General features: G+C 43.2%; 28 protein-coding genes. All 28 read right to left on the bottom strand.

Features of this window, described 5'->3' with window-relative positions:
- Positions 1-6 precede the first annotated feature (6 nt).
- Positions 7-2,007, bottom strand: coding sequence for a chemotaxis protein CheA (locus tag CHH48_RS02025; RefSeq protein ID WP_095217675.1), 2,001 nt, complete (start codon positions 2,005-2,007; stop codon positions 7-9).
- Positions 1,998-3,074: a protein-glutamate methylesterase/protein-glutamine glutaminase gene (locus CHH48_RS02020; protein WP_095217674.1), complete on the bottom strand. Its 1,077-nt coding sequence runs from the start codon at positions 3,072-3,074 to the stop codon at positions 1,998-2,000. The genes CHH48_RS02025 and CHH48_RS02020 overlap by 10 nt, the downstream gene beginning before the upstream one ends.
- A complete protein-coding gene (locus tag CHH48_RS02015; protein WP_095217673.1) occupies positions 3,046-3,930 on the bottom strand; it encodes a MinD/ParA family protein in 885 nt (294 codons plus the stop codon). The genes CHH48_RS02020 and CHH48_RS02015 overlap by 29 nt, the downstream gene beginning before the upstream one ends.
- Positions 3,923-5,026 (bottom strand): flagellar biosynthesis protein FlhF, encoded by a 1,104-nt coding sequence (gene flhF, locus CHH48_RS02010; RefSeq protein ID WP_095217672.1) that lies wholly within the window; start codon positions 5,024-5,026, stop codon positions 3,923-3,925. Before flhF ends, CHH48_RS02015 begins: the two co-directional genes overlap by 8 nt.
- Positions 5,023-7,056 (bottom strand): flagellar biosynthesis protein FlhA, encoded by a 2,034-nt coding sequence (gene flhA, locus CHH48_RS02005; protein WP_095217671.1) that lies wholly within the window; start codon positions 7,054-7,056, stop codon positions 5,023-5,025. Before flhA ends, flhF begins: the two co-directional genes overlap by 4 nt.
- 22 nt (positions 7,057-7,078) lie before the next feature.
- The gene (gene flhB, locus CHH48_RS02000; RefSeq protein ID WP_095217670.1) at positions 7,079-8,158 is read right to left on the bottom strand and encodes a flagellar biosynthesis protein FlhB; all 1,080 of its coding nucleotides are present in this window, start codon (positions 8,156-8,158) and stop codon (positions 7,079-7,081) included.
- Entirely contained in the window at positions 8,159-8,938 is a 780-nt protein-coding gene (gene fliR / locus CHH48_RS01995) for a flagellar biosynthetic protein FliR (protein WP_095217669.1), read from the bottom strand.
- 4 nt (positions 8,939-8,942) lie between these two features.
- The gene (gene fliQ / locus CHH48_RS01990) at positions 8,943-9,212 is read right to left on the bottom strand and encodes a flagellar biosynthesis protein FliQ (RefSeq protein ID WP_038560224.1); all 270 of its coding nucleotides are present in this window, start codon (positions 9,210-9,212) and stop codon (positions 8,943-8,945) included.
- A 22-nt stretch (positions 9,213-9,234) separates the two neighbouring features.
- The gene (fliP, locus tag CHH48_RS01985; RefSeq protein ID WP_038560221.1) at positions 9,235-9,900 is read right to left on the bottom strand and encodes a flagellar type III secretion system pore protein FliP; all 666 of its coding nucleotides are present in this window, start codon (positions 9,898-9,900) and stop codon (positions 9,235-9,237) included.
- Positions 9,893-10,579 (bottom strand): flagellar biosynthetic protein FliO, encoded by a 687-nt coding sequence (locus CHH48_RS01980; protein WP_095217668.1) that lies wholly within the window; start codon positions 10,577-10,579, stop codon positions 9,893-9,895. Before CHH48_RS01980 ends, fliP begins: the two co-directional genes overlap by 8 nt.
- A 16-nt stretch (positions 10,580-10,595) precedes the next feature.
- Complete coding sequence (locus CHH48_RS01975; RefSeq protein WP_095217667.1) at positions 10,596-10,958, bottom strand: response regulator; 363 nt, start codon at positions 10,956-10,958, stop codon at positions 10,596-10,598.
- A 26-nt stretch (positions 10,959-10,984) separates the two neighbouring features.
- On the bottom strand, positions 10,985-12,121 hold the full coding sequence (fliY, locus tag CHH48_RS01970; RefSeq protein ID WP_095217666.1) for a flagellar motor switch phosphatase FliY: 1,137 nt from the start codon (positions 12,119-12,121) through the stop codon (positions 10,985-10,987).
- Positions 12,114-13,115 carry a flagellar motor switch protein FliM gene (gene fliM / locus CHH48_RS01965; RefSeq protein WP_095217665.1) on the bottom strand — a complete coding sequence of 334 codons (1,002 nt, stop codon included), beginning with the start codon at positions 13,113-13,115 and terminating at the stop codon, positions 12,114-12,116. The genes fliY and fliM overlap by 8 nt, the downstream gene beginning before the upstream one ends.
- 32 nt (positions 13,116-13,147) lie before the next feature.
- Complete coding sequence (locus CHH48_RS01960) at positions 13,148-13,561, bottom strand: flagellar basal body-associated FliL family protein (protein ID WP_038560206.1); 414 nt, start codon at positions 13,559-13,561, stop codon at positions 13,148-13,150.
- Entirely contained in the window at positions 13,551-13,769 is a 219-nt protein-coding gene (locus CHH48_RS01955; protein ID WP_095217664.1) for a flagellar FlbD family protein, read from the bottom strand. Before CHH48_RS01955 ends, CHH48_RS01960 begins: the two co-directional genes overlap by 11 nt.
- A gap of 38 nt (positions 13,770-13,807) precedes the next feature.
- On the bottom strand, positions 13,808-14,632 hold the full coding sequence (gene flgG, locus CHH48_RS01950) for a flagellar basal body rod protein FlgG (RefSeq protein ID WP_095217663.1): 825 nt from the start codon (positions 14,630-14,632) through the stop codon (positions 13,808-13,810).
- A 22-nt stretch (positions 14,633-14,654) separates the two neighbouring features.
- On the bottom strand, positions 14,655-15,098 hold the full coding sequence (locus CHH48_RS01945) for a flagellar hook capping FlgD N-terminal domain-containing protein (RefSeq protein WP_095217662.1): 444 nt from the start codon (positions 15,096-15,098) through the stop codon (positions 14,655-14,657).
- Complete coding sequence (locus CHH48_RS01940) at positions 15,095-16,468, bottom strand: flagellar hook-length control protein FliK (protein WP_176466348.1); 1,374 nt, start codon at positions 16,466-16,468, stop codon at positions 15,095-15,097. The genes CHH48_RS01945 and CHH48_RS01940 overlap by 4 nt, the downstream gene beginning before the upstream one ends.
- A complete protein-coding gene (locus tag CHH48_RS01935; protein ID WP_095217660.1) occupies positions 16,461-17,108 on the bottom strand; it encodes a MotE family protein in 648 nt (215 codons plus the stop codon). The genes CHH48_RS01940 and CHH48_RS01935 overlap by 8 nt, the downstream gene beginning before the upstream one ends.
- Positions 17,109-17,111: 3 nt before the next feature.
- Positions 17,112-17,558, bottom strand: a complete 447-nt coding sequence (fliJ, locus tag CHH48_RS01930; RefSeq protein ID WP_095217659.1) for a flagellar export protein FliJ — start codon at positions 17,556-17,558, stop codon at positions 17,112-17,114.
- 4 nt (positions 17,559-17,562) lie between these two features.
- Positions 17,563-18,873, bottom strand: coding sequence for a flagellar protein export ATPase FliI (gene fliI, locus CHH48_RS01925; protein WP_095217658.1), 1,311 nt, complete (start codon positions 18,871-18,873; stop codon positions 17,563-17,565).
- Positions 18,873-19,619 (bottom strand): flagellar assembly protein FliH, encoded by a 747-nt coding sequence (gene fliH / locus CHH48_RS01920; protein WP_176466347.1) that lies wholly within the window; start codon positions 19,617-19,619, stop codon positions 18,873-18,875. The genes fliI and fliH overlap by 1 nt, the downstream gene beginning before the upstream one ends.
- A complete protein-coding gene (gene fliG, locus CHH48_RS01915; RefSeq protein ID WP_095217656.1) occupies positions 19,612-20,625 on the bottom strand; it encodes a flagellar motor switch protein FliG in 1,014 nt (337 codons plus the stop codon). Before fliG ends, fliH begins: the two co-directional genes overlap by 8 nt.
- A gap of 15 nt (positions 20,626-20,640) precedes the next feature.
- Positions 20,641-22,257 carry a flagellar basal-body MS-ring/collar protein FliF gene (gene fliF, locus CHH48_RS01910; protein WP_095217655.1) on the bottom strand — a complete coding sequence of 539 codons (1,617 nt, stop codon included), beginning with the start codon at positions 22,255-22,257 and terminating at the stop codon, positions 20,641-20,643.
- A gap of 77 nt (positions 22,258-22,334) precedes the next feature.
- Entirely contained in the window at positions 22,335-22,610 is a 276-nt protein-coding gene (fliE, locus tag CHH48_RS01905; protein WP_245840285.1) for a flagellar hook-basal body complex protein FliE, read from the bottom strand.
- 37 nt (positions 22,611-22,647) lie between these two features.
- Complete coding sequence (flgC, locus tag CHH48_RS01900) at positions 22,648-23,103, bottom strand: flagellar basal body rod protein FlgC (protein ID WP_095217653.1); 456 nt, start codon at positions 23,101-23,103, stop codon at positions 22,648-22,650.
- Between the two features lie 2 nt (positions 23,104-23,105).
- Positions 23,106-23,504, bottom strand: a complete 399-nt coding sequence (gene flgB, locus CHH48_RS01895) for a flagellar basal body rod protein FlgB (RefSeq protein WP_095217652.1) — start codon at positions 23,502-23,504, stop codon at positions 23,106-23,108.
- A gap of 424 nt (positions 23,505-23,928) precedes the next feature.
- A complete protein-coding gene (codY, locus tag CHH48_RS01890) occupies positions 23,929-24,705 on the bottom strand; it encodes a GTP-sensing pleiotropic transcriptional regulator CodY (RefSeq protein WP_095217651.1) in 777 nt (258 codons plus the stop codon).
- Between the last annotated feature and the right edge of the window lie 5 nt (positions 24,706-24,710).

The raw sequence follows: 24,710 nt of genomic DNA, 5'->3' as shown, positions 1-24,710 counted from the left end.
CCCTCCTTATTTAATTAACGCATTGCTGTCGATAATAAGTGCTACTTGGCCATCTCCTAAAATAGTAGCTCCAGAGATAGCGAATATTTCAGTTAAGTAATTTCCAAGTGATTTAAGGACGATTTCTTGCTGTCCAATAAAGCCGTCCACAATTAGTCCAGCTGATTTGTCACCTTTTTTAATAATGACCACAGAGTAATAATCCGTTTCTTCTTTTACTTCAGGTACTTGGAAAACTTCCTTCAAGGAAACAAGCGGAACGACTCTGCCCCGGAAATCGATTACTGCTTGATTATGAACATGCATGATATCCGCTTTTGGAATAATTGCTGTCTCAATGATCGAAGATAGCGGAACTGCATATTTCTCATTTTGGATCTCTACAAGTAGGACACTGATGATTGATAATGTCAGCGGCAATTCAATACTGAATATAGATCCCTTTCCTTCTTCGGAATTTATTGTAATTGTTCCACCAAGTGATTCGATTGTATTTCTGACAACATCCAACCCAACTCCACGACCTGAAATATCTGAAATGGTGTCAGCTGTTGAGAATCCGCTTTGCATAATCAAGCTGAATACCTGGTTGTCATTCATTATTGCTGCTTGTTCTTTTGTAATAAGACCATTTTTAATTGCTTTTTCAGTAACTTTCTTCCGGTTAATCCCGGCACCATCGTCAGTAATATCGATAAATACATGATTACCAGAATGGTAGGCTTTCAGTTTGATCGTACCCGTTTCCGGCTTACCTAACTCTCGTCTTACTTCCGGAGTTTCCACACCATGATCCAGACTATTGCGAATCAAATGTACAAGCGGGTCACCAATTTCATCGATGACTGTACGGTCAAGCTCTGTTTCAGCGCCTTCAATTTGCAGATCTATTTTCTTGCCAAGATCTTTTGCAAGCTGTCGCACCATGCGTGGGAAGCGATTGAATACTTGATCAATTGATACCATTCGCATAGTCAGAACAATACTCTGAAGATCTCCGGAAATTCTCGCCATCCGTTCGACTGTCTCATGTAGTTCTGGATGTTTTACATCATCAGCAATCTGCTCGAGTCTGCCGCGATCTATAACTAGCTCCTCAAACAAATTCATCAGAATATCAAGGCGTTCAATATTGACACGAATCGTCTTGTTGCTTTGCTGGGCTTTTTTCTCGATTGTTGTTTCTTCAACCTTTTCTTTATCCACAGAAGCAGTTACTTCTTCTTGCCCTTCATCTTGTACGTGCTTATATGTATCGATGAAGAAGTTTTGGATGGAAACAGCATCAATTTCCGACACTTTCAGGACCTTTTCCTCGATAAGTTCTTTCGGCTCTTGAGTCACAAGTAATACTTCAAATGTCAGATCGAATGCTTCATCCTCAAGCTGGGAAACATCCGGATTACTTTTAACGACCTCACCCAAGGACTCAAGTACTTCGAATACCATGTAAACTCGAGCAGCCTTCAGCATACAATCCTCTCGTAACGTCACTTTGGTGTAGAAGTTTTGGAATCCTTTTTCTTCGCTTTCTCGCAGTACCGCCAGCTCAAATTCATCCAGAATAAGACCTGATGTATCACTGATTGGTTCCTCTGCAACTGCTGCGGCAGACTGAAGCGGCGCTTCACCAGACTCAATTGCAGCAAGCTGACTGACCAATTCACTAACCTCTTTAGTTCCTGCTCCTCCAGATTCAATATCGAGGACCATTTCTTCCAGACTATCCACAGCATCAAAAACAATATCCAGGATTTCTGGGTTAATTTTAATCTGATGGTTACGAATTGCATCAAGTACGTTTTCCATTTGATGTGTCAAATTAGCTAAATCTTGATAACCCATCGTAGCAGACATGCCTTTTAGCGTATGAGCAGAACGGAAAATTTCATTGACTACACCGATATCTTCCGGCTGCTTTTCAAGTACTAGTAAATTCTGGTTCAAAGCTTGAAGATGTTCTTTGCTTTCTTCGATAAATACACCTAAATACTGATCTATTTCCATTTGTTGACCCCCTCTAATAGATTGATTCTCTGCTGGATTGCCGAAGCGATTGTCTGGACCGGACAAACATGATGCAGCAGTCCGGCTTCTGCAGCAGCCCTAGGCATTCCATAAACAACACATGATTCTGCTGATTCACCGATGCTGTATACAGATGGCAGCTTGACCTTCATTTTTCTCAGACCCTCGGTTCCATCTGCTCCCATGCCTGTCATGATGACTGTACATACATCCACATTTACCAAACTGCTGATTGATTCGAACATTCTGTCTACAGAAGGCCGATGCCCCTTCACAGGGTCTTCCAAAGTCAGTTTGGCGATAAGCCTGCTGTCTGCCTGTACTATCGTCAGATGATATCCTCCCGGCGCGATATAAACCACGCCATTTTTTAAGGTTTCATTTTGTTCTGCTTCCTTGACTTTAATTGCACTTAAACTGTCCAGCCTTTCTGCCAGAGACTTCGTGAAACCTACTGGCATATGCTGGACGACAACTACGGGAGCAGCAAGTGCAGAAGGCAGTTTCCCGATAACTTCCTGCAAAGCTCTTGGTCCTCCTGTGGAAGTGCCGATAGCTACCAAATTGCGATCAGCAGATTTTTTCGCAGGAGCCTTCGCAAAAACCTTTACCTCTGCTGCTTTTACTTGCTCTCTAGTTGAGAGACGAGAGGATGCTGCTGCCACAACTTTGACGACCAACTCATCCCGCACCTTATCCAAATCCAAGGATATGGAACCAGACGGTTTTGCAATAAAATCAACCGCACCGAGTGACATGGCATGAATGGTCATATCTGCACCTTGCTTCGTTAAGCTGGAGAGCATGACTACTGGGAGCGGATGCTTCTGCATGGCTTGCTTCAGCGCATCCAGTCCGTTCATGATCGGCATTTCTACATCCATCGTCACTACATCTGGTTTCAGCTGACTGATTTGCTCCAGACCATCTTTGCCGTTGCGGGCTGTTCCGATAACTTCCAGTCGATCATCACTGTTCAGTAAATCCGAAATAATTTTCCGCATAAAAGCGGAATCATCAACGACTAAAACGCGGATCTTTCCCATTGCGAGTTCCTCCCGTCCAAATATCTCTTAATCTGCCTATAAATGATGTTCTTTCTTTAGCTGTTGTTTCTGCTGCAGGCTTCAGATAGGTGGCTGCGAGCTGCTTTATGCTAGTTCCCGCTTTTGAATCCTTTTGATTTATGAATGGCTCCTGCATTTTCACCGATTTAGGAACCTGCTTGTCCTCAGGCAAGATTCCTAAGAGCATTATCTCAGTATGAAGAAATGTCCGTATTACTTCCTTCATTCGAGCTGCTGTATCCTGTCCCTCACGCTTGTCTATTGCCCGATTTACAAGCAGATACATTGGCAAATCAGCATTCCGCTGCTTGATATGTTTGATCAGGGCATATGCGTCCATCATGCTGGTAGGTTCAGTCGTGGTTACCACAATACTTTCATCTGCTGCTAAGATGAACGATGCACTTTCTTCCGTTAATCCAGCTCCCATATCAAGGAATACAAAGTCATAGACTTGCTGTGCTCTTTCAAACTCTTTTTGGAAATGTGTGAATCCGGGACCGTCCATATGAAAGAGTTCATTCATCGCTGCTCCCGCAGCAATGAAGTCGAGACCATCAGGTCCCGCTTCCACAATCTGTTCAAGTTTTAAACGGTTCTGAATCATTTCCACAAAGGAATGCTTGGCCGAAGAACCTAGCAATATTTCAATGTTTCCCATTCCTAAATCCAAGTCAATAAGCAGGACTGACTTACCAAGCTTGCTTAAAGCTAACGAAAAGTTTAGAGCGAAATTCGATTTGCCAACTCCGCCTTTCCCACTGGCAACAGCTATAGTGCGTCCAATTGGCATGTGCTGCACACTCTCCCGGAGTTTAGCTGCTTGATCATGCACGCGCAGTCGCCTCCATCACACGTTTTGCCAAGTAAGAAGCAGATGGAGCAATAATATCATCCGGTACATCCTGGCCATGGGTTAGATACGCTACACCGATATGTGCTTGCTGAATCAGATTCAGGATACCTCCATAGCGGCTCGCCTCATCTAATTTCGTGAAAATAAACTGCTTAATCGGCAAATGTGCGAACTGGTCATAAATCTCAGACAGATCACTAGCTCTTGTCGTAATGGACAAAGTCAAATACGTCTCCGCTTCATGTTGCAAGTCAAGCGTGCGTTCCAGCTCTTTTACATAAGTGGAATCTTTGAAGTTTCTTCCGGCTGTATCGATGAATACTAAATCATAATCTGCAAGCTTCTCTCTTGCAGCTTGATAATCTTCAAGCGAATAAGCAACTTCAAGCGGAACTTCCAATATTTTGGCGTATGTGCGTAACTGATCGATTGCCGCAATTCTATACGTGTCAGTCGTAATAAAAGCAACTCTTTTTTTATCTACTAACGCACTCTTTGCAGCAAGCTTAGCTATCGTTGTCGTCTTTCCTACCCCAGTTGGACCCACAAGATGTATAAATTTCTTATCAAACTGTGCGGGCTGCTGGACCTTTTCAAAACGTTTCACCAACGTATTAAGCAGCACTTGTTCGACATCTTTACTAGAAGCTTCTTCCAAGAGCCGTTCCATAAGTCCGGAAGCGATCTGGGGATGGACCTCATTGTGCAGAAGTCGATCATATAGACCTTGTACTGGCAATGCATAATGCCGGGTCTGGTTGGAAAGCGCAGAACTTAACTCCTTCTTGAGAGCCGCAATTTCTGCTGAAATATCCGTTTCAGCTTGTTTTGTCTCTTTCTTTTCAAGAGACATTGTGGATGAAATAGCTGGCTTTCCCTCGTTACGACTTCTGCTATTAAGATCTTGATGATCCAATGCCGCAATGACTTCAATACGCTTCTTCTTGAATAGTCCGAAAAAACCGCCGCTTGTCAGTTCTTTTGTTCGAAGGATGACTGCATCTTGACCTAGTTCACGTCTAATCTGAATCATTGCTTCGGGCATTGTGTCCGCTGTATATTTCTTCATTTTCATGCGACATTCACCATCCCGACACTCCTGATTTCTGTTGTATTATCCAATTCGTTGTAAGATAGAACCACTGCATGCGGTAAATTCCGATCAAGCAATTGACGAACATACATCCGGATTGTAGGAGAGCATAGAACAATGACTGTTTCTTCTCTCAACGACAGACGTTCTGCTTGTTCCATAACTGACTGTACGATTTTCTGCTGTGATTCCGGATCCAGAGATAAATAATTTCCATGTTCTGTTTGCTGGATATGATCTGCTATGACCTTTTCAACAGCTCCAGAGACGGTTATAACCTGCAGCGGCTGACTATTTTGAACATATTGCTTCGTGATTTGCGGTGCAAGTGCTTGTCGTGCATATTCTGCCAGCAAATCTGTATCTGTCGTCATCCTGCCAAAATCAGCCAGCGTCTCGAAGATAACCGGCAAATTTCTAACTGATACATGCTCACGCAGCAGTTTTGCCAGCACCTTTTGCACATCCCCAACCGACAGCGGTTCCGGTGTCACTTCTTCTGCCAATATTGGGTATGATTCTTTCAGATGATCGATAAGCTGTTTTGTTTCTTGTCTGCCAAGTAATTCATGCGCATGGCGCTTAATCGTTTCCGTGAGGTGGGTCGATACGACAGACGGAGGATCAACGACCGTATAGCCAGATAGCTCGGCATCGTCCTTCGTCTCCTCACTAATCCACTTAGCAGGCAGCCCGAAAGCGGGTTCAAGTGTTTCAATTCCATCCAGTCCATCATCTTCCACACCCGGACTCATCGCTAAGTAGTGGTCCAGCAGCACCTCTCCAGCTGCGACTTCGTTGCCCTTTATCTTCAGACGATATTCATTGGGACCGAGCTGAATATTATCGCGTATCCTTACAACCGGAATTACAATACCAAGTTCGATGGCAAGCTGTTTACGGATCATGACAATCCGATCGAGCAAGTCCCCGCCTTGATTCGTATCAGCAAGCGGTATAAGGGCATAACCGAATTCGAATTCGATAGGATCCATGCTTAACAGATTCACAACATTGTCCGAAGACTTCATAGATGTTTCTTCTTGCACTTCCTCGGTCACTTCTGCGACAGTCTCCTGCTTTTTTTGAACTCTGGACAAGAAATAACCAATTCCAGCAAGTACAGCGGCAATCGTAGTTGTCAGGAAGAAGTTGATCGGTGTCAAACCGAGCATGAAGATTGCCCCTGCAGCTATATATAACAAACTCGGGTATCGGAATAGCTGTTTCGTTACATCACTGCTCAGGTTTCCTTCTGAAGCTACTCGTGTCACCACAATACCTGTTGCAGTAGAAATCAAAATAGCCGGGATTTGTGTAACTAGTCCATCACCGATAGTGAGTCGCATAAATGTATTGATGGCTTCCTGGAAGCTCATGCCCATTTGCATCATCCCGATAATCAATCCAAATACGATATTGATCAATACGATAATGATACCGGCAATGGCATCACCTTTTACGAATTTACTCGCTCCATCCATTGCTCCGTAGAAATCTGCTTCATTTCCCACTTTTTCTCGGCGCTCTTTGGCTTCTACATCTGATATCATGCCAGCATTCAAATCGGCATCGATACTCATCTGCTTCCCTGGCATCGCATCAAGTGTGAATCGGGCCGCCACTTCAGATACTCGCTCCGAACCCTTCGTGATAACTAAAAATTGAATAATAACCAAGATGATAAATACGACAAACCCGACAAGCGGATTACCACCGATTACAAAGCTGCCGAAAGTCTCTACCACACCGCCAGCATGACCATCTGAAAGAATTGCTCTTGTCGTCGATATATTCAATGCCAGCCTGAACAGGGTAAGCAAAAGTAAGAGAGTAGGGAAGATTGAGAATTGCAGCGCTTCCTCCGTATTCATCGCCACCAGAATGACGATTAAAGCAAGCGAGATATTCGTCAGGATCAGAATGCTGAGAAGCCAATCCGGCAACGGAATAATCAGCATGACGATCACTAATATTACTGCTATAAGTACTGACATATCCTTAAGTTTCATGTTGTAATTCCTTCCTCTTCTCTTACGTTTTACGCTCCGTGCGGTAAACAAAGGCGAGCACTTCCGCAACCGCTTGGAAGAATTCTTCCTGTATCGGATGGTTCAGCTCCACATTCTTATATAATCCGCGTGCCAGCGGTCTGTTTTCTACCATTGTCACATCGTTCGCTTTAGCTATTTCCTTAATTTTCAGCGCTACGTGCTCCATACCTTTCGCTATAACGATGGGTGTATCCGACTTCGTGTCGTCATATTTAATAGCAATTGCGAAGTGTGTTGGGTTCGTAATAACTACATCTGCTTTTGGAACCTCGCTCATCATCCGCATCATGGACATTTGGCGCTGCTTTTCTTTTATTTTGGAACGAATCAAAGGATTACCTTCCATGTTTTTATACTCATCCTTGATGTCTTGCTTGGACATCCGAATGTTCTTTGCAAAATCAAATCGCTGATATGCATAATCCAGAACTGCTATAAACAGCAAGGCAAGCGTTGCTGCAAAACCCATGTATAACGTTATCTTTCCGAAAAACTGCATGGCATTTTCAGGAGACTTCGTGAACATAGTCATAACCGTATCCATGTTCTGCCAAAGAACATAAAATGTTACTGCCCCTACCAGTCCAATCTTGAGCAATGATTTTAATAGTTCGACCAAAGCCCGGACTGAAAATATCCGTTTTGCCCCTTGGATTGGATCGATTTTCTTCAAGTCAAACTTTATTGCTTCCCCGCTGAAAAGCAAACCGAATTGCGCGAAATTAGAGACCAGTCCAGCCAGAATAGCAATTCCCATCACAGGACCTACTATTTTCGCAAGAGATATGCTCATCTCAACAAGCAGTGTCTGCACAGTATTTGCGGTAATATCCTCGGCGAGATAGTTATTGAATACATGCGTGAAAAGCTGTAGGAACTGATCTTTAAAATAACCGCCCATCAACGCCAAGAGTCCTAAAGAGAATAAAAGTAATATGGCAGTATTGACATCCTGACTCTTGGCCACTTGTCCTTTTTTCCTAGTATCCTGCTGTTTCTTCGGAGTTGCTTTCTCTGTCTTTTCACCAGCGAAAAACTGCAGGTCCAAACGGTATTTCATTTAAGCCCCTCCAAACAGCACCATCAGATCGCGCATTGTTACAAGCATATAGTCGAACAGCTGCCGAACAACTGTCATATAGATACCCATTGATAGGAACAGCAGCACAAAAGCTATTAATATCTTGATCGGAGGCCCTACGACAAATACGTTCAGCTGCGGTACTGTTCTAGCAACTATCCCAATAGCTACATCGACCAGAAACAAACATCCGACAAGAGGGATGCTCATCTGGAATGCAATAAGGAACATTTGGCTGAAGGAACGGAGCACCAGTTCTACAATCGACTGATCACCGAATGGTACCATCTCATCCAATGGAATAAGCTGATAACTGTAAAAAATACCATCAATCAAGAGTAAATGACCATTGACAGACAGCAGGAACAGCGTAGCAATCGTATAAAGAAATTGCCCCGTCAGAGGACTTTGAGCTCTTGTAACAGGATCAATGACATTGGCGATTGCAAAGCCCATCTGAAAATCGATTAATCCTCCAGCAACATTGATTGCTTGGATGACGATAAAAGCGAGCAGTCCGATTGACAGACCTACCATTGCTTCCTTAAAAAGTAACAGAAAATACGTCTGGTCAACCGGAACTGTCGGCCGATCGATCGTAAAGAAAATAATCATGGCAAGGAAGAAGCTGAAGCCAATCTTGAATGTTGTTGGTACGTTTCTGTAAGAAAACAGAGGTACCGTAACAAAAAAAGCAATAAGACGAACTAAAATTAATGCAAATGCTGGTACAACGGTGTAATCAATTTGCGACAGCATCTACTCAGCCCACAAACCGATCCAGATTCTCAAGGATACCTGCTGTGAATTCAACCATTCTTGTCAGCATCCAGGGACCAAAGAAAACCAAACCTACTAATACAGCAACTATTTTAGGAATAAACGCTAGCGTCTGTTCCTGTATCTGTGTTGTTGCTTGAAATATACTGACAATCAACCCGACAGCAAGCGCCAGAATAAGCAAAGGTCCGCTGACAATCAGCACTGTATAAATTCCGCGTTCTGCGATGGAAATAACAAATTCACTGCTCATAAACGTTACGCTCCTTCATTTGCTAAAACCCTCGCAGTAACGAGGATGTGACCAGATACCAGCCATCCACCAGGATGAATAACAAAATTTTAAATGGTAATGAAATGATTACTGGCGGCAGCATCATCATACCCATCGACATAAGGATACTTGCTACTGCCATATCAATAACAAGGAATGGGATGAAGATCATGAAACCCATTTGGAAGGCCGTCTTCAACTCACTGATTGCAAAGGCCGGTACAAGCGTTGTTAGCGGAATATCTTCGACTGATTCCGGTCTTTCGATACCAGCATAATTCATAAATAAAGATAAATCCTTTTGCCGTGTTTCTTCCGCCATGAACATCTTGATCGGACCGCTCGCTTCTGTATAAGCCTCATCTAGTGATATTTCATCATTCATCAATGGCGTAATAGCTTGATCATTAATCTCATTGAAAGTCGGCGCCATAATAAAGAAAGTCATGAATAATGCAATTCCGATCAATACTTGCGTCGGTGGTGTCTGCTGTGTACCTAAACTCATTCGTACAAACGATAGAACTACCACAATTCGTGTAAAGCAGGTCATCAGAATCAGTATTCCTGGTGCCAGGGAAAAAACAGTCAATAATAACAGCAATTTGACCGAGGTAGATACATTCTCGGGGTCGGTTCCAGAAAATATATTGATAAAATCATTCATCGTCTGTATCCTTCCTTTGCTGCTGTTTCAACCTATTTCTTGACTGCTTCAGCTTCCCTATTTCCTCTTTAAAAAGATCCTGGAAATTGCTTGAAGATTCATTTTGTTTCGGTCTGTCTTCTTGCTGCTTCTCTTCTTGCTGTTTTCTGTTCGGCAGAATGTTCGCCAGCAGGGCAGATGCCTTCATTTCCTGCTGATCCTGTTCTGTCAGTTCCTTAATCGTCTGCTCATCTTTAATTTCCGTAAGCAAATCGACATTGTCGCCCACACCCAGCATAAATACTTTTTCACCGACTCGGACAATCTGGACGGATTTGTTGTTACCTAGTGCAATACCACCTATGTTCTCCATAGCCCGTACCTGCTGAAACAGCCGATTCCGCTTATTTAAAAATTTCAGTAGGACATAGATCAGTCCGAGCACGACGACTAGTGCCAATGCAAGCTTGACCAGATTCAGGAAGGTCGATGTGCCTCCAGCTGCTGAATCAGCCGAATCTACTGTTGGTGTATTTTCTTGTTGGTTTCCGGCTTCATTCATATCTTTGCAGTCATCTGATTGGGCTGCACCTTCTTTTAAACAATCCTCCACGCTTGCTGCCGCTTCGGCAGAAACAGGAGAAACGATAAGATGCAGTAATACGACGAGCATGCATGCCCAGACTGTTCTTTTCATCATTTCCTACTCACCTTTTTTAGCTTAATGCTTTTTGAATTGCCTCTACAACGCGATCTGCTTGGAATGGTTTGACGATAAAGTCCTTCGCACCTGCTTGAATAGCATCAATAACCATCGCTTGTTGGCCCATAGCAGAACACATGATAACTTTTGCATCAGGATACTGACTTCTGATTTCTTTCATTGCAGCAATTCCATCCATCTCAGGCATTGTGATATCCATCGTCACAAGATCCGGAGTTAGTTCCTTGTATTTTTCTACTGCCTGCTGACCATCTTGTGCTTCTCCCACTACTTCAAAGCCGTTCTTAGTCAAAATATCCTTGATCATCATGCGCATGAATGCAGCGTCGTCTACGATTAAAATTCTGTTCCCCATATTTTCTCTTCCTCTCAATGGTCAAATTAGTTAATTGATTTCAATCTGTCTGTTTGGCTTAAGATGTCTGTAACACGCACACCGAAGTTCTCTTCGATAACGACTACTTCGCCTTTAGCTATCAATTTATCATTTACATGTATATCCACCGGTTCTCCAGCAAGCTTGTCCAATTCCACAACGGAACCGACAGACAGCTCAAGAATTTCCTTGATGGTACGTTTTGTTCTACCGAGTTCAACCGATACTTTTAGCGGTATATCCATCAGCAAGTCAAGGTTGCGCGGCTGTTCAGCAGGCGGAGCTGCTGGTGTATCAAAGCTTGTAAATGCTGCTTGCTGCACATTCGGCGCAGGCTGAGCGGGCCGCTGCTGCGGTGCAGTTTGCTGCATCGTTTGCATTGGTGCTTCCTGAATAGTTGGCTCGGGCTGGCTTGGAGCTGGCTGCTGTGGTACAGCTGCTGCTTCTGGTTCTTCGGGAGCTGGCTGAAGCAGCTCGTTCACCATATCCTTGGCAAACTCTGTCGACAAAAGCTGCATGATAGAAGAATCTATCAAGTTACCAATCTTCAGATCAAAGGAGACACTTACTAGTTGTTCATCCTCAGGAAGTTTATCGGCCCCAGTACCAGCAGAAAGATCCATCAGTGCAATTGATGGCGGAGAAATATCAATTTTTTTGCTGAATACAGTACTCATACTCGTTGCAGCTGCGCCCATCATTTGATTCATTGCTTCTTGTACAGCACTCTGATGAATTTCATTGAATTCTTCAGCAGGAGCATTTCCGTCACCGCCGAGCATCAAGTCTGCAATTATAGCTGCATCACTCTGTTTAATAACAAAAAGGTTGGCCCCCGCGAATCCTTCTGTATAACTGACCTCAATCGCCACATTTGGCTGCGGGAACTTATCATATAAATCCGATCTATTTATTACAGCAGTTTTTGGCGTCGTGATATCGACTTTTTGATTTAAAAGTGTCGATAGTGTTGTTGCTGAACTGCCAAACGAAATATTACCAATCTCACCTAGTGCATCCACTTCCATAGAATTCAAATCTTCCTCAGGGAGGAGCTGCTCATCATCTATGCTGCTAGAATTGTCGGATGTTCCATTTAATAATGCATCTATTTCTTCTTGAGACAACATATTGTCACTCATTTTCTTCCCCCCCTGTTTCAATCTCTTCCATTACTTGTATCGCCATTCTATTTTTCTGTTTACCTGGCTGTGCTTTGAACTTCACTTGATTATCTACTTTCACGTCAAGAGGACGGTCAATCTGCTGATTTAGCATCAGGACGTCACCTTCCCTGAGGTTCATCAACTCTTCTACTTGAATCGTTGTCTCTCCAAGGATCGCCTTTAAATCGATAGAAGCTTTCTGAATACTCGAGGATAAATCTCGCCATTCTGATTCATTGCCTTGTTTGTCTACGGGAGCCTGCATCCAATAATGAATGGAAAGCTTCGATACAATCGGCTCCAGCACAACATGAGGTATACAGATATTGATCATGCCGGACGTTTCTCCAATGGTTGAATTCAGAGTGACAACGACTACAGTTTCATTTGGAGAGACCATCTGAATAAATTGTGGATTCACCTCAAATTCTTCCATCACTGGATCAACGTCTTCCACTGACTGCCAGGCAGCTTTAAGATTCTCCATACCGGACTCTAAAAACTGAGTCATCAAAGTCGTTTCAATTTCTGTAAGGTTGTTGATCTTATTCACACTGCCGCCGCTACCGCCAAGTGTCCTATCCAGCATCGCAAAAGCGATGGTCGGATCATACTCAATCAGAATTTTACCCTCGAGCGGAGCCAAACTGTATGTGTTTAAAATAGTCATCGTTGGAATAGATCTTATGAACTCCTCGTAAGGCACTTGATCTACAGATGCAACCGATATTTGAACAAATGTACGCAGTCTCGCGGAATAGAACGTTGTCAGCAATCTGGCGAAATTCTCATGAATACGTGTAAGACTGCGGATCTGATCCTTCGAAAAACGGAGTGCCCGTTTGAAATCGTACGTTTTTACTTTTTTGGCTTTCTCATCCTGCTTCAGCTCATCTGCATCCATCTCACCGGAAGATATAGCGGATAACAGTGCATCGATCTCATTCTGCGATAAGACCTCTTCTGCCATGCACGTCACCTCCGTTCCTGCTTTTCAGTGGTTTATTGTAGTACTTTACTGATCGTATACACATCATCGATCTTGCCTTCTTGCATTTCTTCATTCATTTTTTTCTTAAGGTTTTCTTCTAAGTCTGTTAAACCAGCCTGGAAATCCTCTTTATTAATCGTAGTCATTTCCTTGATAACGATATTTTTTAGCTGAAATTGTCTTGCAGTCACTTCTTCTTTCGCTTTCTCGCCATCTGTGATGAGCTGGAATTGGATACGGACGATACTGCCATCCTCCAAATCAGTCGTAATCTCATCTGTTGCTACTGAATACTCCGCAAGCTCAGTTGCCGAAGGTTCTTTAGCCTCTGACGTAGGGCTCGTGAAGAAATTCCATGCTACAAATCCGCCAGCCCCTAAAATGATGACAACCGATAAAATAATAATGATAACTTTAGCGTTCATTTCTCTCTTGTTTCTCCTTCACACCGATCAAACCGATAGATTGATAGAATTCGCGTATCTTTCTTGCCACTTCTATCTCCGAATCCCGAACAATGATCTTCTTATTTGATGTCAGTGTGATCGTTGTGTCAGGAAAGGATTGTATCTGTTCGATGAATAGTGCATTCAATGTAAATGATTCTCCATTCAATCTTGTTAGCTGAATCATGATTTGAAAGGGAGCTTAAAGCTCCCTTCACCCCCTTCTTAACGTTTCAGGTTAACAAGCTCTTCCAGTATCTGATCGGATGTAGTGATGATTCTAGTATTGGCCTGGAATCCACGTTGCGCGATAATCATGTTCGTGAACTCTTCGGAAAGGTCGACGTTGGACATTTCCAGAGCCCCTGAGACGATGTCAGCTGTACCATTTTCACCCGGCGCAGAAATACCTGCTTCTGACAGACCTGCATTCGCAGAGTTACGATACGTGCTGTTTCCATTTTTCACAAGACCATCTGGATTGGAGAATTTTGCTACTCCGATAGTTCCAGCTGTCGTTAATTCCCCATCAGCCGAGTTATATTGAACCTGACCTTGACTGTTGATACTAATATTAGTAGCTTCTTTGTCAATCGTTATAGCTTCACCATCAGTACCTAGAAGGAAAAGTCCGCTGCTGTTAACAACTCTGCCTTCTCCGTCAAGATAGAAGTTACCGGCTCTAGTAAAACTGACAGTATTTGCGTTCAAATCGTTATTTCCTGTAGGTGCTGAAGATAGCACAAACATTCCATCTCCTTCTAAAGCGAGATCCAAAGTTCGGTCAGTAGTTTGACGGTTCCCTTGTGTATGTACGTTATCAATAGAACCGACTTTGGATCCTAATCCGACTTGGCTGGCATTCGTACCCCCAGTTGTTGCTGTAGGATCATTAGATGCTTTGACCTGCTGGTTCATCAAATCCTGGAAAGTAATTCTGCTTTTCTTATATCCAGAAGTATTAACGTTAGCGATATTGTTTCCTACTACGTCTAAGTTTGTTTGAAAACCTTTCATACCAGAAATACCAGAGTAAAGTGAACGTAACATGCTTCATCATCCTTTTCTTTTATTATTCATTGCTTACTTTAGTTACTGCATCTGCGAAAATCGATTTCCCGTTTTCCAATTCCAAGACGGCATATCCACCTTGCTGTGTCACAGCTGTCACCTTACTTGTAATGGTGTCTGTGATCTCCCCTGTATCCAAGTCATATTCGTTATAAGTGACATTTTTATCAATCATATGACTGTACTCGAGAACCGGCGACATGATCGATGAATTTCCGGCCATATATTCAACAGCCTCAGACATATTCATTACCTGTTCCAAGGTCGTGAAGGAGGTCATCTGATCAACAAACTTCGAATCGTCCATTGGACTTGTAGGATCCTGGTTTTGCAGCTGAACCATAAGAATCTGGAGAAAATCATCTTTATCAAGTGTTGCACTGGGCGTTCGTTTGTTTTGTGAGTCCAGATAATAGCTGGAGTCAATTGCTCCTGTAGTCGTCATACCTTAATCTCCTTTTGTTCATGCAAAATGTCCGCAAAGGTGGATTGGTTTTCTTCAAGCATTACATTTTCTTGCTGTCTTTGTTGCCGATCTGACTGTTCCTCATCTTTTTCCTGGAACGTTTGCTGATCGTTACTTTCAGCGGACGTTGTCTGGAATTGATCTGCTCTCTCAGAAATTGTTACCTGATGAGGAGAGAACATATGCTTGAGACTTGAAATGTTGGATTCAAGCAAATCTTTAGCCTGCTTTGATGTAGCAAGAATCTGAACGGTTATATCTCCATTCTCACGGACTAATTTCACTTGTAAATCACCTAAATTACCAGGCTTAAGCTGAATCGACAATTCCTTCAAGCCGTTTCTGTCAGATAAAATACCGCTGAACTTCACTGCCTGTTCAAGTTTTTGGATAAGTTCCTCACTAGCTTGCTCCGGCGTCTGATCAGCTTGTTTCAAATGGAAGACAAGCTGCTCCTGCTTCGGAACCTGAAACAAGCTAACTTGCTTTTGATCCAAAGCTTGAGAATCACGCTGCTGTGCCGCTGCTGTGCTAGTCGGTAATTTTTCTTCTCCACCATTAGCTGCTGCATTCACAAGTTGCCGAACCGCGTTAGCAGTCTCGGTTCGTTTTGTCTCTGACTGCTGCGTAAGAGCTGCTTGATTTCTAACAGCATGCGCTTCCAGCAAGCCGGAGCCTGTTACTGACCGATTTGATAGAACAGATAGCGTGTCGCGCCTATCCAATTTGGCTGCCAAGGTCTCTGAAACTACTTCGTTTTTTGCTGCCTTCTGGGCAGAAGTATTATCTGCAGCAGACTTGGTAACTTCAGTTTCCTTCTTGTTTGGCAAAGACATAATAGAAAAGTTTGAACTTGGCAAAGCTTGCAGAGAAACCATCTCTTTTGTACTACCTGTCACAGGAAGACTTCCAGTCTTCAACTGCTCCTGCAACTGTCCAAGCTGCGCTAAAAGGTCACTCACAGCCGATTCCTTATCCTTCGGTTTAATAGTCTGTAAAACGTTCTCTGCCATTTCCTTAAATTGCTTCGGCAGATACGCAGCTAGCTGATCTTCTCCAAGCACTTGTTCCATCAGTTCCCAAGCATCTTCAGGCTGCTCTTCTAGTTCAAGAGAGCCATCGGAAGGGACTTTGTCGAATAATGCTTCCAGGATAACTTGCATATCCTGCTGATTTTGAACATCTGACAGCAAAGTTTCACTGCCAGCTTGATCGTTCACAGTCGGTTCACCTGTTTTGGAACTTACTTGCTGGAATAAACTTTGGAACACATCCGAAGGTGCTGATGTGTTACGTTGCACATTGGTAGCGGTACTGGTCGGGAGTAGGGACATAATGACATTATTCAACTGCCTCACCCTCCTTTTCTGCATCGTCTACCATTGCACTTGTATAAGAAGCGGCTGCCTCGGGATCCATTGCAGCGAGAATGGTTCCTCGTTTTTTGCCGGAAAGCTCTTGAAGAACTCCTAAAGCCTTCTCATTATCCAGCTTACTGATGATGGCTGCTGCTTTTGTATCATCCATTTTGCTGAAAGATGATGCTGCCTCTTTAAATGGAGTCACCGCTTCTTCTCCTGCAGCTGTCTCACCATCAGCAGAAGTTGCTTGCATTGCAGCAGTATTAGTTTCTGGTTCAGTACCATTAATCTGATTTTCCAGTTTGACGATTTGCTGATTTAAATCATCAATCTCTGTATTTTTAGCATCCTCTGTTTCTTTCATCATGTCGATGGTTGCTTGCTGGTCCTTAAGCTGCTGTTTCAGCTTTTCTGCATCGGCTGTACTGCCCGTTGTTGCTGTAGTTTCATCATTAACCATGTTTCCTATGACCGGAATGCCAGAGGCGAGCTTTGCAACAGATACGCCTGAGAACTCTAAAATAGCAATCACGAGCGCTGCTGCCAGTACGACAGGCAATAAGAAGTAGAGGATAAACCCTTTTCCTTTGCCTTTTTTCTTTTGTTGGTCTTTTTTTTGTTTTACCATATACTATCGTGCTCCATTTGCTAAGAATTGGCGGATCGATATGTCATCCATCTGCTTATTTTCTTCCTCCTGCAGCTTGCGCCATGCTTCCTGCCTTTTCTTCTCCAAAAGCTTTTCGATCTTTTTCACTTCGATGTACGCTTCCGATAGCAGTTCCTGTTTTTCCAGCATTGCGTTACGAGCGAACTGTACAGCTATTTGAGCCCGGTCGATGCGCCGGTTGATTGTTTCCAGGAAATCATGGTGTTCGGATAGCCGCTGGATAGGAACAGAAGCCGCTAAGCCATTAGACAGCTGCTCTTCTGCGTCTTCTTTCTTCTTTAGCAGTTCATACAAAGTTGTTGCTGCTGCTTCGAACTGTTGCTGTTTTTCTGCAAAAGCTTGCTGTGCGGTTTTACGTTCCCGCTCTTTCATACGTAATATCTTTTCGAACACCTTTGCTTCAGCCATTAGATCATCCCTTTCCTAGCAGCTGCTTCATGAGCTGAATTGCATCCGGGCGACTGGTAAATTCATGCATTCCTTGCTTAAGGAAATCCAAGATTTGTTTTTGATAGCCGATTGCTTCATCTATTTCATTATTCGTACCTCTTTTGTAAGCACCAATTTGAATCAGTTCACGGTTTTCCTCATATAAAGCCAGCATCGTCCGTAAACGCTGTGCAAGCTGATAAACTTCTTCGTCGGTGATTTGCGGCATCACCCGACTTATTGACTTGAGGACATTCAAAGCAGGAAATTGGCCTTGTTCAGCTAGTTTCCGATCTAAAACGAAGTGTCCGTCCAAAATACCACGCACTGTATCGGCAATCGGTTCATTCATGTCGTCCCCATCTACAAGCACGGTGTAGAATGCTGTAATGGCTCCAAGTTCATTTGTTCCTGTTCGCTCAAGCAGCTTTGGCAAAGCGGCAAAAACAGACGGTGTATATCCTTTCGTCGTAGGCGGCTCGCCTGAGGCAAGACCGATCTCACGCTGTGCCATTGCGACCCGAGTGACCGAATCCATCATCAAGTTCACATGCATTCCTTGATCACGGAAATACTCACAAATAGCAGTCGCAGTGTAAGCACCTTTAATCCGCATGAGAGCCGGCTGATCAGATGTGGCAACGACAATTATTGACCTTTTGATCCCTTCTTCGCCCAAGTCCTTTTCGATGAACTCTCGAACTTCACGCCCTCGTTCTCCTATCAGAGCGATAACATTGACATCGGCACTCGATTTGCGGGCTATCATCCCTAGAAGGGTACTCTTACCGACGCCGCTTCCGGCAAAAATTCCAACTCGTTGTCCCTGACCGACTGTCAATAGACTGTCGATTACACGTACCCCCGTCTCCAGCGGTTCTAAAATTCGAGGCCTAGTCATTGGGTTCGGAGGATTACGATCCGTTGTAAACGACTTCAAGCCTTTAGGGAGCATACTGCCATCTAAGGGCTGTCCTAACGGATCAATAATGCTGCCGATCAGCCCATGACCTATCTTGACTGACAATGGCGAACTAGTCGCTTCGACTAAACAGCCAGGTCCAACGTCTTTCAAAGGAGCAAAAGGCATAAGCAGCACTTTTTCATCATCAAATCCGACTACTTCTGCCAGGAACCTTTCTCCTGAACTTGAAGAAGGATGAATATAACAGACTTCGCCGACACTTGTGACTGGACCGTGTGATTCAATCAGCAATCCGACGACCCTATGAATTCTTCCATATCGTTTGTAGGTATCCAAATTATCCAGTTCATCAATATATCGCCCTAACATCAAAGAGTTTCCTCTCGTCTGATTTCAAACAATTTTTCTCGGAGAACAGTTAGCTGCGAATCAATGCTCGCATCAATTCTTCCATGCTTGGTTTCAAGGATACAGCCGCCAGCAGGTAAATCATGCTGCGGCATAATCATAAGATCGAAATCATTTCCAGTCAGCAAAGCTAATTCCTCTTTTTGCTGCAGGACAAGTTCATAACTGTCTGTATGGACGTAAAGTCGCAGATCGGATCGTTCCTTCCAGTCAGCAATAGCACCCTTTACAAGCGATAGATAGCTTTCTGGTTCATCTTTCAGTTTTTCATGAAGAATCTTTTCTGCAAGTCTCAATCCTAGATCAAGCAACGCATCCTCACTGCCTTCTACTGTTGCTTTGTAGTCTTGCTGAGCCAGCTGAATCATATTTTGTGCTTCTTCAATCTTCGCTTGATACGACTGCAGACCTTCCTGCTGTCCAGCTGCAAAGCCTTTTTGATATCCTTCCAACTGTGCTTGCTCCATTAATTCCTGCCGCTCTGCTTCCCACTGGACTCTTTGCTCTTCCACTGCCTTGTTGGCAGCTGCCATTATTTGGTCAGCTTCTTTCTTCGCATCCTGGACATATTGCTCTGAACGCTGCTTCTCAACTTGGAAAGATACTTCTTGTTCAGCACCATCAGCAGTCTCAAGCGACAGCTTGATCGGTTTTATACCAATTACTTTTGACTCTTGCACTGCAACCGATTGCCAGATATTAGACAATGATGTCATCTCCTCCGCCACGGGATATGATTATCTCGCCAACTTCCTCCAATCGTCGAATAACAGAAACAATTCGGCTTTGCGCTTCTTCCACATCCTTCAAGCGAACAGGACCCATGAATTCCATCTCTTCCTTGAATGTCTGCGCCATTCGGTCAGACATATTTTGGAACACAATATCTTTCACTTCGTCGCTTGCCACTTTTAGTGAGAGTTTCAAATCATCATTTTCCACTTCGCGGATGACACGCTGTATCGCGCGATTATCCAAGGTGACAATATCTTCAAAGATAAACATACGCTTTTTGATTTCCTCGGCAAGCTCAGGGTCTTGCACTTCCAGTTCATCAAGGATGGTCCTTTCCGTACTGCGGTCAACTCCATTGAGTACTTCTACAACTGCCTGTATACCGCCGGTCTGCGTATAATCCTGTGTCGCAGTCGCTGATAAGTTCCTCTCAAGTATCTGTTCTACTTGACTTATGATCTCTGGCGATGTACTGCTCATTGTAGCGATACGCTTCGCAACATCTGCCTGCATGTCCTGCGGCAACTCAGACAATATCTGACCGGATTGCTCCGGATCCAGATAAGAAAGAACCAGTGCAATTGTCTGAGGATGCTCGTTTTGAATAAAGTTGAGAATCTGTGTTGGGTCTGCTTTCCTTGCAAAATCAAATGGTCTTACTTGCAAGGTGGATGTCAGCCTGTTCATGATTGCAGCAGCTTCATCCACTCCTAGAGCCTTCTCCAAGATTGACTTTGCATAGGCAATCCCGCCTTGGGATATATAATCCTGAGCAATGGCAATCTGGTGGAATTGATCAATGATGGATTCCTTCTCTGTACTGTCCACTTTCTTGACCGAAGAAATCTCGAGAGACATGCGTTCTATCTCTTCTTCAGTCAAATGCTTGTACACGTTCGCAGCCGTATCAGCTCCAAGAGAGATCATCAAGACCGCCGCTTTCTGTTTTCCTGTCAAACGTCCTTTCACAGCTGCCATTCCTTCATTGCTCCTTTAATCTTCAGCCATCCAGCTTCGCAGTAGTTTAGCGAAGTCTTCTGGTGACTCTTGTGCTAATTTTTCCAATTGCTTTTGTTTCAGTGTTGATTCCGTTTCTGGAGTATCATCTATTTCTTCGACTACCACTGGTACTGCTGTCACTTCTTTTTCCAGCAAATCATCTTCCTCTTCCTCTTGATTCCTTCTGGAGCGGATGAGCATGAATATGAGTACTGCTACAGCAGCTAAAAGAACTCCGCCAGCAATATATGCCCATACTGGGATTCCTGAACCAGCGGTGTCATCTGATTGTGCAGCCTGACTTGCAGCGAATGGCTGGAAGACTACTGAGACACTGTTTTCAGGATTTATTGTCTGTGCTACTTCTGCGTCTACAGAAGTCGACACGATCGAATTTAGAATCGAGGTGATGCTTTCTTCTACTTGTGTTTGTTCTTGTTGTGTAAGCTGTTGAGCCTCTCCGTTCTGTGCTGCGGTGTTCTTGTTGCTATCAACCGCAACTTGAATGCCGATATCACGGATACTATATGGACTCTCGGTGATTTCTTTTTTTATCTTATTGAATTCATAGTTTACTGATTCTTTCACATTGTTATAAGCACCGTCTCCGGTAGTCTCATCCTCGGCAGCTATGTTCGGAACTTCTTCTTCTCCAGTTCCAGCAACGCCGCCTTCTGCCGTTGGTTCGCCTTCATACGTTTCTGTAATTGTCTCAACACTTACCGGCAGCCCTTCGTTATTTTCTTCATCAACAGGCTCCACAAGTTCCTCAGTGCGTGTTTCCTGATCAAAATCGATATCCGTTGTTACAGATACACGAACATTCTCAGCACCGACCATGGCAGCTAGCATTTGCTGCACACGCTGCTGAATTCCTTGCTCAACTTCCTGCTTGATGCCCATCTGATTTGTATAAGCATCTCCGCCTGCTTTGGCAGTATCCATGTTGATGTACTCAAAGTCCTGGTTAGTTATAACAATATTTTCTTCAGGAAGATTCGGCACGGTTTTCGATACCAATCGATACATCGCTTCTACTTGATCTGGCTGAAAATCATAGCCTGTTTCTGTATTCAAAACGATTGATGCAGATGCTTCTTCTTGTTCGTCAGTAACAAATACAGGATCAGTAGGTTTATTAATCAATACATTAGCACTCTTGATACCATCAATATTGGTCAAAAGCGTAGACAACTCAGTCTGTAAGGCATCGAGTTTAATAACATCAAACTCGTTATCTGTCATACCCCATGAAGCGTTGTTGCTGAAGAAAGAATAATCAATACTGCCGGTTTCCGGCAAACCTTCTGCCGCTAAATCAACGAGCAGCCCTTCTGCCTGTGTATCTGGCACAAGGATAGTTGATCCGTTACCTTGAAGTTCATACTTGACACCTTGCGCATCCAATTCTTCCTTTATCTTGCCAGTTTCTTGGGCAGAAAGATCTTTATACAACGGAACCATCGTTTCTTTTGTCGCAAAAAAAGAAGTGATACCGATGATTAGAATAAGAACAATCGGGGTACATATTATTAGTGCTTTTTGCCATCCAGGTCTTGTCTGCCAGAAACTCGTTATCTTTTCTTTGTAGCTTGCAATTCGCTGATTCATCTTGTTCCCCCAAAGCATAGGTCAAATTCATAATAAAAGCATATCTACTTTGAATGAGGATACGTTATATATCCTACTTACATAGACATGCGCATCATTTCTGTATAAGCATCGATTGCTTTCTTCTGTACTTGTACAGCTGCATCCAGTGCTACACTTGCTTTTTGAGACGCAATCATAACATCATGCAGGTTATCAACCTTTCCTGCAGCGAGGTCTTGTGTCATCTTATCCGATGCCTGCTGTGTTTCATTTAAGCTTTCTATTGCGGATTTTAAGCTTTCTGTAAAGCTTGATTGTGCCTGAGCAGGCGTTGCCTGCTTTACGGAAGTTAGGCCACTCGTTCCGACCATTCCGCTGATTCCTTCAACTGCCATTTGTTACCCCCCTTTATTTTCCGATTTCCAAAGCTTTTTGAAGCATTCCTTTTGTTGCGTTCATTGCTGTAACGTTAGCTTCATAGGATCGCGTAGCACTCATTAAATCTGTCATTTCCTTTAAAGGATCGACATTAGGCATTGCTACATAACCTTCCTCGTTCGCATCAGGTGAAGATGGGTTATAAACCATCTGAAATTCGGATTCATCTTCAGTGACTTCAGATACTCTCACACCATTTGAACTAGTCGAGCTGCCTTGTGCCCTTTCTAAGAAAGAAGAGAAGCTTTTTGTTTCCTGCGTCTCCAAGGAAACCATTTTACGTCTGTAAGGGACATAGTTCCCATCTTCATCAATAGTTGCCCGTGTCGTTTCTGCATTCGCAATATTGGATGATACAACATCCATCCGCAATCGCTGGGCTGTAAGCGCACTAGCGCTTGTATTCAAGGAAGAAAAAATAGTCACAATCAATTACCTCCTTTGATCACTTTGGACAAGCTGTTGAATTTACCGCTCATCCTGTCTACAAGTGCCTGATAGTATAGCTGGTTATCTGCTAGCTCAGACATTTCCTTATCAATATCAACATTGTTTCCACTGTTGGTATAGGTCGTATTATCCTTCTTTGTTACTTGAAATTCGGATGTATCTCCTGTACTGCCGAAAGCGAGATGCTTTGGATTTGTACGTTTAGCAGTAAATGAAGCATCCATTGTCTCCTGCAAAGTATCTTTAAATGAAACTGTTTCTGTCTTATATCCAGGTGTATCGGCATTTGCTATATTGTTAGCAATAGTTTGATTCTTGAGATTGGCATAATCCAGTGAACGATCTAAAGATTGAATTGTTTTGCCATATAGGTCCATTGTAGTTCCTCCCAGAGTGCTATGCCTGCCGTCGAATTAGCTCTAATGTACACGATTATTGTATTGAAAGGAGGAAGTCGTGTCTATATGTTCTGTGATAATTTTCTTATATATGCGAAAATGGTCTAAGCCTACTAAGTCTTTAAACCTACCTAAAAGCCATTAACTTACATATTTCGCCCGCTTTTTGATGTTAACTTTTCTTATGACATGATTAAAGTCCATCATCCCGATTTTATATCCCGAGTTTTTACCTTTCTTCACCAAAAAAACTAAACACATTTTACTACAGTAGAACATAGAAGACGTTAAGTTTTTGAAAGGGTTTTCTTTTTTATGTCTAAGCAGGCAGTTACTTATGGTATAAGAGTCACGGTTATAAACAAAAAAAGGAAGCAGGCTTTTTGGCCTGCTTCCTTTTATATCAGCTTGTGTGCTTTTGTAATTCAACTAGGAATTTGTTATTAAGAACTTTAATGTAAGTACCTTTCATCCCTAAAGAACGGGACTCTATAACTCCTGCGCTTTCGAGCTTTCGCAACGCGTTAACGATAACGGAACGTGTAATACCCACACGATCTGCCACTTTACTTGCTACTAGGAGACCTTCGCTGCCGTCCAATTCCTCAAAGATATGCTCGATTGCTTCCAATTCACTATAAGAAAGGGAGCTAATCGCCATTTGCACAACAGCTTTGCTGCGCGCTTCTGTTTCGATTTCTGCTGTTTTCTGATGAAGGATTTCCATCCCTACAACTGTTGCACCATATTCAGCTAGCAGCAAATCATCATCACTGAAGTTTTCTGCAAGACGGCTGAGAATCAATGTACCAAGACGTTCACCACCACCGATGATTGGTACAATTGTAGTTAAACCACCCTGGAAAAGATCTTTGTTCTCGACAGGGAATGCTGTATAAGGGCTATCGATACCGATGTTTGCAGTTGTTTGCTGAACTTGGAAAAGTCCTTCTGTATACTCTTTCGGAAATTGTTTTTCTTCAAGCATTTGCTTCATTCTGTCATTCTCGATTGCCTGGTTAATCGAAACACCAAGCAATTTACCACGGCGACTTACGATAAAGGTATTACTCTCAATAACCTGTTGCAATGTCTCTGACATATTGTTGAAGTTGACAGCCTTTCCTGCTGTCTTTTGCAGCATAAAGTTTATATCTCTTGCTTTATCTAATAATTTCATGATTT

The sequence above is a fragment of the Terribacillus saccharophilus genome, from assembly GCF_002272075.1.
GTDB lineage: Bacteria > Bacillota > Bacilli > Bacillales > Amphibacillaceae > Terribacillus > Terribacillus saccharophilus_A.
This window is presented reverse-complemented; position numbering and strand designations above follow the sequence as displayed.